Origin of the sequence: Rhizobium sp. NFR12 (assembly GCF_900108545.1) — a bacterium.
Lineage (GTDB): Bacteria > Pseudomonadota > Alphaproteobacteria > Rhizobiales > Rhizobiaceae > Neorhizobium > Neorhizobium soli.
Genome location: NZ_FNWM01000002.1, coordinates 263,770 through 276,528 on the forward strand (window position 1 = coordinate 263,770; position 12,759 = coordinate 276,528).

The following is a 12,759-nucleotide window of genomic DNA, read 5'->3' on the forward strand; positions in this document are numbered from 1 at the left end:
TGAAGCATGTCCGCAAGGAAATCTCCGGCACCGCACAGAGCGGACGCCCGGTCGAAACGGTCACACCTTCGTCAACACGACGAAGGAGGCGTCAGTTCACGCGCTGGATGGAGAAGTCGATGACCTCAAGCATCGCGGATTTGAGCGGCGATGCCGGCAACGGTGCCAGTGCGTCGCGGGCAATCGTGCCGTAATGCAGCGCCCGGCCGATCGTGTCGTTCAGCGCGTCGTATTTCTTGATCAGGCCCAGTGCCTTTTCAAGATTTTCCTCGCTGCTTTCGCCCTGTTCGATCGCCGTCTTCCAGAATGCCCGCTCCGTCTCGGTGCCGCGCCGGTAGGCAAGGATGACCGGAAGCGTGATCTTGCCCTCGCGGAAATCGTCGCCGACGTTTTTGCCGAGATCCGCAGCGGTGCCGCCGTAATCGAGCGCGTCATCGACCAGCTGGAAGGCGTAGCCGAGGTTCATGCCGTAGGAGCGCATCGCGGAACGCCCGGCCTTGTCGGCATTGGCGATGATCGGGCCGACTTCCGCGGCCGCCGCAAACAGCGCCGCCGTCTTGGCGCGAATGACGGAGAGATAGTCGTCCTCGGTGGTTTCCATGTTCTTGGCGACGGAAAGCTGAAGCACTTCGCCTTCCGCAATCACGGAAGCCGCGGTTGCCAGAACGTCCAGCGCTTCAAGCGAACCAACTTCGACCATCATCTTGAAGGACTGGCCAAGCAGAAAGTCGCCGACGAGAACGCTGGCCTGGTTGCCCCAGATCATCCGTGCGGTGGATTTGCCGCGGCGCAGGTCGCTTTCGTCCACCACGTCGTCATGCAGCAGCGTTGCCGTGTGCATGAATTCAACGCTGGTCGCGAGCTTGACGTGGCCTTCGCCCTTGTAGCCGAACAGCACCGCGGAGGCGAGCGTCAGCATCGGCCGCAGCCGCTTTCCGCCCGATGAAATCAGGTGGTTGGCAACTTCCGGGATCATCTGCACGTCGGAGCCTGCCTTCGACAGGATCAGCTGGTTGACCCGCTCCATGTCTCCTTTCGTGAGGTCCACCAGGGGCTTCACGGAAGCAGATTTGTTTTTGCCTTCTTCAAGCGGTATTACGACGCCCAACGATCGGACTCCCAGGTTCAATTCCGGTCTAGACAATAGAAAGCGTGGCAGGATGCGGCAAGTGACAATTCGCTGAACTGCTGTTTTTGAGGGGGATTTTTGCCGCATGCGAGAACTCATTCGCGCCAACGACCCGGTGCTTCTGTCTGTTGCGAGCAGCCTGATGAAGGATGCCGGCATTCATTTCATGGTTGCCGACCAGTCCATGAGCGTGCTCGAGGGCTCGCTCGGCATGCTGTCGAAACGCTTCCTTGTCGAGGAGGAGAGGGGAGATGAAGCCCGCCGCATCCTGATCGATGCCGGCCTGGAGGCGGAGCTTCGCCCGTGACTTCGGACGCCGGCATCACGCAGGATTTCTCGTCGGACTTCACCATCGATGCGTTTCACCGCGGCCGTTTCCATCTGGTCCAGCCGAAGGGCGGCGGCCATCGCTCCGGCGTGGATGCCATGCTGCTGGCCTCGCTCGTGGCGGACACTCGTGCGGTCTCTGTCGCCGATCTCGGATCGGGCGCCGGTGCCGCGGGACTTGCTGTCGCCAGCCGGCTCGAAAACGCAAAAATCCTTCTGGTCGAGAAACTGCCGCTGATGGCGGAGTATGCAAGGCGAACCCTGGCTTTGCCTGAGAACGCTTTCCTTTCTGACCGCATCACGGTTCTCGGCGCCGATGTGACGCTCACCGGCAAGGCCCGGGTCGACGCCGGTCTGCACGACGGCGTGCACGACCATGTGATCATGAACCCGCCCTTCAACCACGCCGATGACCGCGTAACGCCCGATGCCTTGAAGGCGCAAGCGCATGCGATGACGGCCGGCCTATTTGAAAGCTGGCTGCGCACGGCCGCCGCCATCATGAAGCCTGGCGGGCAATTGTCGCTCATCGCCCGTCCGGATTCCATCGTCGATATCATCGCGGCCTGCGGCAAGCGCTTCGGCGGTCTCGAATTCACCCCCGTCCATCCGCGCCCCGGCGAGGATGCGACACGCATTCTGGTGACCGGGGTCAAGGGATCGAGGGCACGGCTGGTGTTTCGCGCGCCGCTGATCGTGCATGGATCGGATGGCAATTCCTTCATGTCGCAGGCGGATGATTTGAACAACGGCCGCACGGCCTATCACCGGCGGCGCTGATAAAACCCCGATTTTAGGGGCTCAGCCATTGTGTTCGCACCGCGAGAACTTACATCCAGACTTCCGATATGTGCTTGAACGGGATGGATGATGAGCTTCTTGAATCGCCTGCTGCCGAAACGTTTCCGCAAGACCGGAGTGTCGATCCCGGTGGTCCGACTGCATGGCACGATCATGGCCGGCGGAAGCCAGTTCAAGCAGACGCTCAACATCGCAACCGTGGCGCCAATGCTGGAAAAGGCGTTCGCGAAGAAGGATGCGCCTGTCGTTGCCATCTCGGTGAATTCGCCGGGCGGCTCGCCCGTCCAGTCGCGCCTGATCTTCCAGCGCATCCGTTCGCTTGCCGAAGAAAAGGACAAGAAGGTTCTGATCTTCGTGGAAGATGTGGCAGCGTCCGGCGGCTACATGATTGCCCTTGCCGGCGACGAAATCTTTGCCGATCCGACCTCGATCGTCGGCTCGATCGGCGTCGTGTCTGGTGGTTTCGGCTTCCCGGAAATGCTGAAGAAGATCGGCGTCGAACGCCGCGTCTATACGGCCGGGGAGAACAAGGTGATTCTCGATCCTTTCCAGCCGGAAAAGGAAGGCGACATCGAGTACCTGAAGACGCTTCAGCTCGAGATCCACCAGGTCTTCATCGACATGGTGAAATCGCGCCGCGGGTCGCGGCTTGGCGAAGATAGCACGATTTTCTCCGGGCTCTTCTGGACTGGCACCCGTGGCCTCGAACTCGGCCTCATCGATGGGCTGGGCGAGATGCGCGATGTGATCAAGCGCCGTTTCGGCAAGGATGCCAAGCTTGAGCTGATCGGCGGCACGCGCACCCTGTTCGGTCGCCGGGTGCCGGGCGTTGCGCTAGGATCCGCCAATCTGGGGGAAATTGCCTCACGCGCCACGGCAGGTCTTGCCGAAGGCCTGGAAGAACGGGCAATGTGGAGCCGCTTCGGGCTCTGATATGCCCGCCTTATAAGGTTTCGACGGGAAATGGCTCAGCTCATACTTCTGGCCCTGCTGATCGGCGGCGGATGGATGCTCTACAAGCGCTTCATCAAGGACGCGGAACGGCTCACGGCGCGCACGCGCCGCGAGGAAGAGCAGCAACGCACCGGTGCCATGGGAACGCTGGAAAAGGATCCGGTGACGGGCGAATACCGGGTCAAGCGCGACGACGACGTCTGATCAGGCTGTCGCCGGCGAGTAGTCGCTGTCGATACGGTTTAAAGACATACACTTTGATATTGCCCTCGTGGCCGCGTCACCCGCTTGCCACGTTGCTCCATCCTCTACTCGCGCTCTCGTTCATTCCTCCGCCCACGCCTCCCTCTCTTCCCTGACAAGCACAGGAATGAGGGAGGTTGGCGCTCCACATAGAAAAAAAGCAGCGTCCGTTCCCGGGCGCTGCTTTTGCGTTGGTAGTTCCTGACTCCGATGATCAGGCAGCCCGGCGTGTCTTGTCATGCTTTGTGGCAGCGGGCCGGCCGAGTGTGAACTGTGAGATCAGCTCGTGCAGGCGGTGGCTTTCGGTGGCCAATGAGGCGCTGGCGGCGCTGGTTTCCTCCACCATCGCTGCATTGCGCTGCGTCACCTGGTCCATCTGGTTGACGGCTGTATTGACCTCGGCAAGACCGACCGACTGCTCGCGCGACGACGTTGCGATCGCGTCCATATGCTGGTTGATAGTGATGATGTAGTCGCCGATCACCTTCAGGGAGCCGCCGGTTTCCCGCACCAGTTTCACACCGCTCTCGACCTCTGTCGTCGAATTCCGGATCAGTTCCTTGATCTCCTTGGCGGCCCGAGCAGAGCGCTGCGCCAGCTCGCGGACTTCCTGTGCGACCACCGCAAAGCCCTTGCCGGCCTCGCCGGCGCGGGCGGCCTCGACGCCCGCATTGAGGGCCAAAAGGTTGGTCTGGAAGGCGATCTCGTCGATGACGCCGATGATGCTGGAGATCTGTCCCGAGGACTCCTCAATCCGCTGCATCGCATCGACCGCACTGGCAACGACGATGCCGGACTGGGTGGCGCTGGCATTGGCCTGGATCGCGATCGCGCGGGCTTCGTCGGCGCGCTTGGAGGCGTTGGCGACATTGATGGTAATCTGGTCGAGCGCCGCAGCAGTTTCTTCGAGCGAGGCGGCCTGCTGTTCCGTGCGTTTCGACAGGTCGTCTGAACTGATGCTGATTTCGCGGGTGCCGGTGTCGATCGAGCCTGCCGCCTGTGCGACGGTGGTCAGCGTCTGGTCAAGCTGGTGTACGGCTGTGTTCAGGTCGTGCCGCAGCGCTTCGAAATCAGGTGCGAAAGCGTCCGAGAGATGAAAGCTGAGATCGCCTGCCGCGAGCTTTCGCAGCCCGCCCGCCAGGCTGGAGGTTGCCTCGTGCAGCATCACGCGGGCTGCCGCTTCTGCTTCCCTGGTCACCCGGATGCGATCGGCTTCGTTGCGCTCCCGCGCGGCAATCGCCTCCGCTTCCAGTCGCTTGTTGGTAATCGCTGCCTGCCGGAACACCTCGACAGCCGTCGCCATCTCGCCGATTTCGTCGGTGCGATTGATCCCCGTGATGGACAGCGCCGTGTTGCCTCCGACCAGCTTCTGCATGTCGCCTGCAAGAAAGCGGATCGGCTGAATGATGGTCTTTCGCGATACGAACAGCAGGACAAGCGCAGATACGGCCGTTGCGGCCAGCACAGTCTTGAGGATCGTGTCGATCAGAACCGCCAGCCGGTCGCTGTTGAGCTTGACGCCGTCGGACAGCGACGAGATGCTATCGCCTGCTTTTTCCATGGCGGTTTCGAGGATCGAGAATTGCTGCTGGAATGCAGGCAGCGACAACAGTGCTTGATCCGGGTTGCTCGCTGCCTGCGCGACAATGGCGCTGGCATTGTCGATGTAACCGCGCAGAGGCGTATCCAGGTTTTTAAGAACAGCCTGTATCTCGGGATCGGTCACCAGAGCCTTGTTGTCGTCGATTGCCTTGCGGAACGACTCGACATGCTCTTTCAGATCCGAGGTGACGTCAGCGGTGGAGATCTCGCCTTGGGCATTGCGTGCCATCAGCGCCGAAAGAACATCGGCGCGCAGGGCGTCGTGCATCATGTCGGCCTGCATGTGATTGCGCAAAATCTCGGCGGTGCGCGCGACGGTATCGACATTGTTCGTCAGCGTCGTCGAACCCCAAATCCCGGCTCCGGCAGCACCGCCCGCAAGCACGAACATCGCAAGGCTCGTAAAGATCATCTTGGTACGAATTGTTACCATTTCAATCGTCCTATTGTGCGGATTTGTTGAAATTTAGCATAGTTTACTTAAGAAAAATGAAACGTTCCGACGCCCGGTCCGGTCTGGCTGGTTCTATACTTGGCAATAAAATCAGAGATTTATCCGAACGGTGCTTTGAACCATCGGTGACCTGCCCCCGCGTGAATTGCGATTGATCAAGTGACGTTTGGCCCGGCGATGTCGCGGTTCGCAACGGCGGCCGCAGGCGGGCGAATGCCGCAAAACTCTTGACCCCCAGTCCCGCCCGTGGCACCTGACGCCACCGGAAATAAGCAAATAGCGACCAGTCCCATGACCGCCACGACCCTGCCAGATCACATGAACCCGAAGCGCTCGTTCCAAGCGCTGATCCTGACCTTGCATGCCTATTGGGCTGACAAGGGATGTGCGGTCCTGCAGCCATACGACATGGAAGTCGGTGCCGGCACGTTCCATCCGGCCACAACGCTGCGCGCGCTTGGTCCGAAGCCTTGGAAAGCCGCCTATGTGCAGCCGTCGCGTCGCCCGTCCGATGGCCGCTACGGCGAAAATCCCAACCGCTTGCAGCACTATTACCAGTATCAGGTCATCCTGAAGCCGAACCCGTCCAACCTGCAGGAACTCTATCTCGGCTCGCTGGCCGCGATCGGTCTTGATCCGCTTCTGCACGATGTGCGCTTCGTCGAGGACGACTGGGAAAGCCCGACGCTCGGCGCCTGGGGTCTCGGCTGGGAATGCTGGTGCGACGGCATGGAAGTGTCGCAGTTCACATACTTCCAGCAGGTCTGCGGCATCGAGTGCTCGCCGGTCGCGGGCGAGCTCACCTATGGTCTCGAACGACTGGCCATGTATGTCCAGGGCGTCGACAATGTCTATGATCTCAATTTCAACGGCCGCGAAGGCGAAGAGAAGATCTCCTATGGGGATGTCTTCCTGCAGGCAGAGCAGGAATATTCCCGCCACAACTTCGAATTCGCCAACACCGAAATGCTGCACCGTCACTTCATCGATGCCGAAAAGGAATGCCAGGCGCTGCTTGCTTTCGGCGCGCCGGGCGATCAGGCGAACCAGATGCTGCACAAATGCGTCTTCCCGGCCTATGACCAGTGCATCAAGGCATCCCACGTGTTCAACCTGCTGGATGCCCGCGGCGTGATTTCGGTCACCGAACGCCAGAGCTATATCCTGCGGGTGCGCACACTGGCCAAGGCCTGCGGCGAAGCCTTCCTTCTGACGGATGCCGGCGGCGCCAAACTCGGCCGGGAAGCTGCCTAGAGCGTTTCCGGGCTAACCCACCGATTTCCAGTGACAATTCATTGAACCCGACTTAGTCTCCGCCCGGCTATTGTTATCCGGGGGAGTTCTCGTCATGTATATCGCGCTCGGCATTCTTGCCCTCGTGGCTGTCTATCTCGTCGTCATCTATAACGGCCTCGTCAAGGCGCGACAGATGGCCGAGGAAGCCTGGTCCGGCATCGACGTGCAGCTGAAGCGTCGCGCCGATCTGATCCCCAACCTGATCGAGACCGTCAAGGGCTACGCGGCCCATGAAAAGGGCACGTTCGAAGAGGTCGTGCGGTTGCGCAACCAGGCGCAGGCGGTGCCGGCCGGCGATGTCGCGGGCCGTGCCCAGGCCGAAGGCATGCTTTCCCAGGCGCTCGGAAAACTGTTTGCGCTGGCGGAAGCCTATCCGGACCTCAAGGCCAACCAGAATTTCTCCGAACTGCAGGCATCGCTCGAAACCATCGAAAGCGAGATCCAGATGTCGCGCCGCTATTACAATGGTGCTGCGCGCGAACTGAACGTCAAGGTGGAAACTTTCCCCAACAACCTGGTGGCGGGACAGTTCGGCTTTTCCAAGCGCGAGTATTTCGAGATCACCAACGAAGCCGATCGCGCCGTTCCCACCGTGAAATTCTAAAGATGAGCGGGCTGATGGTTCGCCGCCTTCTTCTTGCTGTTGTGCTTGTCTGCGCGGCATGGCTTCCGGCCGTCGCCGAAGAGTATATCCGCAGCTACCATTCCGAAATCGCAGTCGAGCCAGATGGCGAGCTCACGGTGACCGAGACGATCGTCGCCAAGTCGGAAGGCAACCGCATCCGCCGCGGCATCTTCCGCGATTTTCCGCTGACCATGGTCGATGCCAACGGTCGCACGGTTCGGGTCGGCTTCGATATCGTCTCCGTCACCCGCGATGGCCGCGATGAGCCGTACAGGACCGAGACGATCGCCGGCGGCATCCGCATCTATTCCGGAGACCAGGACGTTTTTCTGCGCGACGGCGAGCATACATTCGTGCTCACCTACAAAACAGACCGGCAGATCCGCTACTTTGCCGATCACGACGAACTCTACTGGAACGTCACCGGCAACGGCTGGCATTTCCGCATCGCGCAGGCCTCGGCGCGGGTCACGCTGCCGGATGGCGGGCAGGTGCAGCAGACGGCCGCCTTTACCGGCCCGCTCGGCTCGACCGCCCGCAATGCCCGCGTGCAGGCAAATGGTGACAATGCTGTGTTTTCAACAACCCGACCGCTCGGCCCCCAGGAAGGGCTGACGATTGTTGCCGGCTTTCCGAAAGGCGTCGTGGCCGTACCCTCCAAGGATCAGGAACGCAGCTGGTGGCTGCGTGACCATATGGGCACGCTGATCGCCGGCGCCGGCCTCGTCATCGTGCTGGCCTATTACTTCGCCGTCTGGAAACGCGTCGGCCGCGATCCGGCCCGCGGCATCGTCGTTCCGCGCTGGGATGCGCCCGATGGCCTGTCCCCGGCGCTGGTCAACTATATCGACAACAAGGGCTTTTCCGGTGGCGGCTGGACCGCCTTTGCGGCGAGCGCCATCGATCTTGCCGTCAAGGGCTATGTCGTGCTCGATGATCTCTCAAAGCAGATCGTCATCAGGCGCACCGACAAGGGGAGCGGTCGCGATCTGCCCGCCGGTCAGTCCGTCATTCTCGCAGCCGTCGGCGGCAAGGGTGAAAGCTTCGTCATCGACAAGGACAACGGCACCGCCGTCCAGACCGTCGGCAAGAATTTCCGGCAGGCGATCGAACGCGAGCATCGCGGCAAATATTACAACGCCAACTGGGGCTATGTTCTCGGCGGCATCGGCCTCAGCGTCATCTTTCTCATAGCCTTGCTCGTGTTCGGCAATCTGGAACCGGATATGGTCGCCGTGCTGATCGTGCCGGTCTTCGTGGCTGTCTTCTTCGGCTTCATCGCGGTCGGCTTCGGCAAGAAGCTGCGGCGCGGCTCGTCGCTGTTTGGCCGCATCATGACCGTAGTCGTGCTCGGCTTTATCGGCCTCGTCGCGCTCTCGATCGTCTCCTCCGTTCTGGTGGCGCTCGTATCCGAACTCACGGGCACCGATCACTGGCCGCTGCTCGTCTCAGTCGGGGGCATTGTGCTCGCCAACGTCATGTTCTTCTTCCTGATGGGCGCGCCGACGCCGATCGGCGCCAAGCTGATGGACGGGATCGAAGGCCTGCGCCTCTATCTGACCGTTGCGGAGAAGGACCGCATGAACATGGCCGGCGCACCGCAAATGTCGCCGCAGCATTTCGAAAAGCTTCTACCCTATGCGGTAGCGCTCGGCGTCGAGAAGCCGTGGAGCAAGGCATTCGACACCTGGCTTGCGGCAGCCGGCCTCGGTGCCGCCTACACCGCCGCCTGGTATCACGGCGGCGGCTTCAACAGTTTCGGAGACCGCATCGGCGGCTTCTCCTCCTCCATGGCCTCGACCATATCCTCGACCCTGCCACAACCCACATCCTCCTCATCCTCAGGCTTCTCCACCGGCGGCTCCTCGGGTGGCGGCGGCGGTGGAGGCGGGGGAGGCGGCTGGTAAGCGCGACCCGTTGATGATTGTATCATGGCATGATACAGAAAGGTCTGCGACGTGATACGATCCTTCGGCAATGCGATGACCGAAGCGGTCGCCAACGGCAAACTGCCGAAAGGATTTCCGTCAGATATCTTGCGGCGCGCTGTTCGAAAGCTGACCATGATCGAGAACGCCGTGGAACTCATCAACCTTCGCTCGCCACCGGGTAATCACCTGGAAGCCTTGAGGGGAGATCGCTCGGGCCAGCATTCGATCCGCATCAACGATCAGTGGCGCGTGTGCTTTACGTGGTCGGATGGCGGCGCCGAACAGGTCTAGATCGTCGATTATCATTGAGGGAGAACAGTCATGGCAAGTGTCCTTCCACCGGTGCATCCGGGTGAAATCCTCCGCGAGGAATATCTCGTTCCCTTGCGGATGAGCGCCAGTGCGCTGTCTAAGAAACTCAACGTTCCCCGCACACGGATTGAGCGACTGGCCGCAGAGCAGACGGCAGTGACGCCAGATACGGCCCTCAGGCTCGCGCGCTTCTTTGATACGACGCCCGAGTTCTGGATGAACCTCCAGATCAGCTATGACCTGAAGATCGAGATTGCCGCGAAGAAGGATGAGATCGCCGCGATCCCCGTCATGACCGCGGCCTAAGCATCGACAGACTTTCCCCAACCCGAGTGATGACTTTTGCCGGCGGCGGCTCATGACTTCCTTCACCTCCCCCTTGAGGGGGGAGGTCGCCGCGAAGCGGCGGGTGGGGGTGATTGCATGCTTCGAACACTCTGGTGAGGTGGCGCATGGCAGAGGAAAAACCCGCAAAACTCCAACGCTTCAAAACCGCCAACGCGCGTCGCCTGCGAAACACCACGACGGATGCCGAATCCAGGCTTTGGCGCCATCTCTGGAAGATCCCGATCGAAGGCACGCACTTTCGCCGGCAAGTCCCGATCGGTCGGTATTTTGCCGATTTCGCCTGCCACCAGATCGGCCTGGTCATCGAACTGGATGGTATCCAGCATGGGCAGGAGACTGCGCGCCGATATGACGCCGAACGGACCGCTTACCTCAAGGCGTCGGGTTACCACGTCGTCCGATTCTGGAATGCTGAAGTGCTTGACGAACTCGAAGCCGTTCTCGACACCATATTTGCCATTGTGCAGCAGCGCTTAACTTTGCTAGCAGAAGCACACGATTGTCACCCCACCCCGGACCTGCGGTCCGACCCTCCCCCTCAAGGGGAGGGTGAGGAAGAATGATATGCCCGATCTGCTCCTAGAACTCCGCTCCGAGGAAATTCCGGCCCGCATGCAGCGCAAGGCTGCCGGCGATCTGAGGAAGCTCGTTACCGATGCGCTGGTGGATGCGGGCCTGACCTATGAGGGCGTTCGCGAATACTGGACGCCGCGGCGCCTCACGCTGGATATCCGCGGCCTCAATGCTCGCTCGGCCGATCAGCGCGAGGAGATCAAGGGCCCATCCACCAAGGCGCCGGAACAGGCAATCGCCGGCTTCCTGCGCAAGGCCGGCCTCACCGATATTGCGCAAGCCCAAGTCGCCAGCGATCCGAAAAAGGGCGATTTCTACGTGGCCGTCGTCTCCAAGTCCGGCCGTGCGGCGGAAGAGATCATCGAAGCTGTTATGCCCGGCATCATTCGCTCCTTCCCCTGGCCGAAATCCATGCGCTGGGGTGCCGCCTCCATGCCGAAGGGTTTGAGCTTTGCCGGCATCGAGGGCAAGGGGCCTGAAAGCCTGCGCTGGGTGCGGCCGCTGCAGTCGATCGTCTGCATGTTCGGCACCGAGCATGAAGAAACCAAGGTCATCCCGTTCCAGATCGACGGCATCACCGCCGGCAACGTCACCTATGGCCACCGCTTCCACGCGCCTGAGGCCATCACAGTGCGCCGCTTCGACGATTATGTGTCGAACCTCGAAAAGGCGAAGGTCATGCTCGATGCGGACCGCCGCAAGGACATGATCCTGCACGATGCCCGCGACATCGCGTTTGCCAACGGTCTCGACCTCGTCGAGGACGAAGGCCTGCTCGAGGAAGTCTCCGGCCTCGTGGAATGGCCGCATGTCCTGCTCGGCACGTTCGAGGAAGACTATCTGGAAATCCCGGCCGAGATCATCCGCCTTACCATCAAGACCAACCAGAAATGCTTCGTCACCCGTCGCCAGGGCACTGACGATGGCAGCCTGTCCAACCACTTCATCCTCATCTCGAATATCGAGGCGAAGGATGGCGGCAAGGAAATCGTCCACGGCAACGGCAAGGTCGTGCGCGCACGCCTCTCCGACGCTCGGCATTTCTGGACCCGCGACCAGGGCGACCTGCCGGATCTCGCGACGTTGGAAGCCTCGGCCCAAAAATTCGGCCTCGATCTCAAGAAGTCGCTCGACCAGCGCATGGCCAAGCTCGATGCGCTCAACGTCACCTTCCACGCCAAGCTCGGCAGCCAGGGCGAACGCGTCACCCGCATCCGCGCACTGGCGAAGGAACTGGCGCCGATCACCGGTGCCGATCCGGTTCTGGTCGATCGTGCTGCCGTGCTGGCCAAGGCGGATCTGCGCACCGAAGCCGTCGGCGAGTTCCCGGAACTCCAGGGCCTGATGGGCCGCCGCTATGCGCTGCTGCAGGGCGAGGATGCATCGGTCGCCGCCGCCATCGAAGACCACTGGAAGCCGAACGGCCCCTCCGACCGCCTGCCGGAAGACAAGGTCGGCCTGACGCTGGCACTCGCCGACAAGCTGGATACGCTCGTCGGCTTCTGGGCCATCGACGAAAAGCCGACCGGCTCCAAGGACCCCTATGCGCTGCGCCGTGCAGCGCTGGGTGTCGTGCGGATTTTGCTGGAGCGGAAGGTGCGGTTGCCGTTGCTTGCGGTCACCAAGGATTCAGATCTCCTCTCCTTCTTCCACGACCGCCTCAAAGTCTATCTCCGCGATCTCGGCGCCCGTCATGACATCATCGATGCGGTGCTGACGCCGGACGCGGACGATCTGCTGCTGGTGGCCCGTCGTGCCGAAGCGCTGACGGCCTTCATCACCTCCGAGGACGGCAAGAACCTTCTGGCCGGCACCAAGCGCGCCACCCAGCTGCTGGCCGCAGAGGAGAAGAAGGGTACCGTCGTTGCCGATGGCGTTTCGGAAGCTCTCCTGACGCTCGATGCCGAAAAGGCGCTCTGGGCAGCGATTTCGCAAGCCTCGAAGGAAGCGTCGGACGCGGTTGCCAAGGAAGATTTCCGCTCGGCCATGGAAGCCCTGTCGAAGCTGCGCGCTCCGGTCGATACGTTCTTCGGGGACGTGCTCGTCAATGACGAGGATGCAGCGATCCGCGCCAACCGCCTCGCTCTCCTGAAGGCGATCCGCGAGGCGACAGCCACCGTTGCGGACTTCTCCCGCATCGTGTCCTAACCTTTGTTCTCCATCG

At 61.4% G+C, this 12,759-nt stretch carries 13 protein-coding genes; 11 read left to right on the top strand and 2 right to left on the bottom strand.

From position 1 onward, the window contains the following. Positions 1-91 precede the first annotated feature (91 nt). Entirely contained in the window at positions 92-1,108 is a 1,017-nt protein-coding gene (locus BLW69_RS08545; protein WP_092661403.1) for a polyprenyl synthetase family protein, read from the bottom strand. A gap of 106 nt (positions 1,109-1,214) precedes the next feature. Here BLW69_RS08545 and BLW69_RS08550 point away from each other — a divergent pair, with 106 nt between their 5' ends. From BLW69_RS08550 to BLW69_RS08565, 4 genes are all read left to right on the top strand, one after another. After that, positions 1,215-1,436: a putative signal transducing protein gene (locus BLW69_RS08550; protein WP_062453679.1), complete on the top strand. Its 222-nt coding sequence runs from the start codon at positions 1,215-1,217 to the stop codon at positions 1,434-1,436. Beyond that, entirely contained in the window at positions 1,433-2,236 is an 804-nt protein-coding gene (locus BLW69_RS08555) for a tRNA1(Val) (adenine(37)-N6)-methyltransferase (protein WP_244508784.1), read from the top strand. The genes BLW69_RS08550 and BLW69_RS08555 overlap by 4 nt, the downstream gene beginning before the upstream one ends. A gap of 87 nt (positions 2,237-2,323) precedes the next feature. Further along, the gene (locus tag BLW69_RS08560; RefSeq protein ID WP_092661405.1) at positions 2,324-3,190 is read left to right on the top strand and encodes a S49 family peptidase; all 867 of its coding nucleotides are present in this window, start codon (positions 2,324-2,326) and stop codon (positions 3,188-3,190) included. A gap of 30 nt (positions 3,191-3,220) precedes the next feature. After that, entirely contained in the window at positions 3,221-3,415 is a 195-nt protein-coding gene (locus BLW69_RS08565) for a hypothetical protein (protein WP_062453677.1), read from the top strand. Between the two features lie 253 nt (positions 3,416-3,668). Here BLW69_RS08565 and BLW69_RS08570 read toward each other — a convergent pair whose 3' ends face one another. Next, positions 3,669-5,489 carry a methyl-accepting chemotaxis protein gene (locus BLW69_RS08570; protein WP_092661407.1) on the bottom strand — a complete coding sequence of 607 codons (1,821 nt, stop codon included), beginning with the start codon at positions 5,487-5,489 and terminating at the stop codon, positions 3,669-3,671. Between the two features lie 339 nt (positions 5,490-5,828). Here BLW69_RS08570 and BLW69_RS08575 point away from each other — a divergent pair, with 339 nt between their 5' ends. The 7 genes from BLW69_RS08575 to glyS all read left to right on the top strand — a co-directional run bounded on the left by BLW69_RS08575 (position 5,829) and on the right by glyS (position 12,743). Further along, entirely contained in the window at positions 5,829-6,764 is a 936-nt protein-coding gene (locus BLW69_RS08575; RefSeq protein WP_062454837.1) for a glycine--tRNA ligase subunit alpha, read from the top strand. A gap of 94 nt (positions 6,765-6,858) precedes the next feature. Continuing rightward, positions 6,859-7,410 (top strand): LemA family protein, encoded by a 552-nt coding sequence (locus BLW69_RS08580; protein ID WP_062453675.1) that lies wholly within the window; start codon positions 6,859-6,861, stop codon positions 7,408-7,410. Positions 7,411-7,424: 14 nt separating this feature from the next. Further along, positions 7,425-9,338, top strand: a complete 1,914-nt coding sequence (locus BLW69_RS08585) for a DUF2207 domain-containing protein (RefSeq protein WP_092662421.1) — start codon at positions 7,425-7,427, stop codon at positions 9,336-9,338. Between the two features lie 51 nt (positions 9,339-9,389). Next, positions 9,390-9,653, top strand: coding sequence for a type II toxin-antitoxin system RelE/ParE family toxin (locus BLW69_RS08590; RefSeq protein ID WP_092661409.1), 264 nt, complete (start codon positions 9,390-9,392; stop codon positions 9,651-9,653). 30 nt (positions 9,654-9,683) lie between these two features. Next, a complete protein-coding gene (locus BLW69_RS08595) occupies positions 9,684-9,980 on the top strand; it encodes a HigA family addiction module antitoxin (protein ID WP_092661411.1) in 297 nt (98 codons plus the stop codon). A 146-nt stretch (positions 9,981-10,126) separates the two neighbouring features. Next, positions 10,127-10,585 (top strand): endonuclease domain-containing protein, encoded by a 459-nt coding sequence (locus BLW69_RS08600; RefSeq protein ID WP_092661413.1) that lies wholly within the window; start codon positions 10,127-10,129, stop codon positions 10,583-10,585. Position 10,586: 1 nt separating this feature from the next. Further along, entirely contained in the window at positions 10,587-12,743 is a 2,157-nt protein-coding gene (glyS, locus tag BLW69_RS08605) for a glycine--tRNA ligase subunit beta (protein WP_092661415.1), read from the top strand. The last annotated feature ends 16 nt before the right edge of the window (positions 12,744-12,759 follow it).

What these genes read in the sequence shown, in the direction of transcription:
- BLW69_RS08570 (WP_092661407.1), bottom strand. Translation starts at nt 5,489, where the DNA reads ATGGTAACAATTCGTACCAAGATGATCTTTACGAGCCTTGCGATGTTC.
- BLW69_RS08580 (WP_062453675.1), top strand. Translation starts at nt 6,859, where the DNA reads ATGTATATCGCGCTCGGCATTCTTGCCCTCGTGGCTGTCTATCTCGTC.
- BLW69_RS08560 (WP_092661405.1), top strand. Translation starts at nt 2,324, where the DNA reads ATGATGAGCTTCTTGAATCGCCTGCTGCCGAAACGTTTCCGCAAGACC.
- BLW69_RS08595 (WP_092661411.1), top strand. Translation starts at nt 9,684, where the DNA reads ATGGCAAGTGTCCTTCCACCGGTGCATCCGGGTGAAATCCTCCGCGAG.
- BLW69_RS08575 (WP_062454837.1), top strand. Translation starts at nt 5,829, where the DNA reads ATGAACCCGAAGCGCTCGTTCCAAGCGCTGATCCTGACCTTGCATGCC.
- BLW69_RS08565 (WP_062453677.1), top strand. Translation starts at nt 3,221, where the DNA reads ATGGCTCAGCTCATACTTCTGGCCCTGCTGATCGGCGGCGGATGGATG.
- BLW69_RS08600 (WP_092661413.1), top strand. Translation starts at nt 10,127, where the DNA reads ATGGCAGAGGAAAAACCCGCAAAACTCCAACGCTTCAAAACCGCCAAC.
- BLW69_RS08550 (WP_062453679.1), top strand. Translation starts at nt 1,215, where the DNA reads ATGCGAGAACTCATTCGCGCCAACGACCCGGTGCTTCTGTCTGTTGCG.
- glyS (WP_092661415.1), top strand. Translation starts at nt 10,587, where the DNA reads ATGCCCGATCTGCTCCTAGAACTCCGCTCCGAGGAAATTCCGGCCCGC.
- BLW69_RS08585 (WP_092662421.1), top strand. Translation starts at nt 7,425, where the DNA reads ATGGTTCGCCGCCTTCTTCTTGCTGTTGTGCTTGTCTGCGCGGCATGG.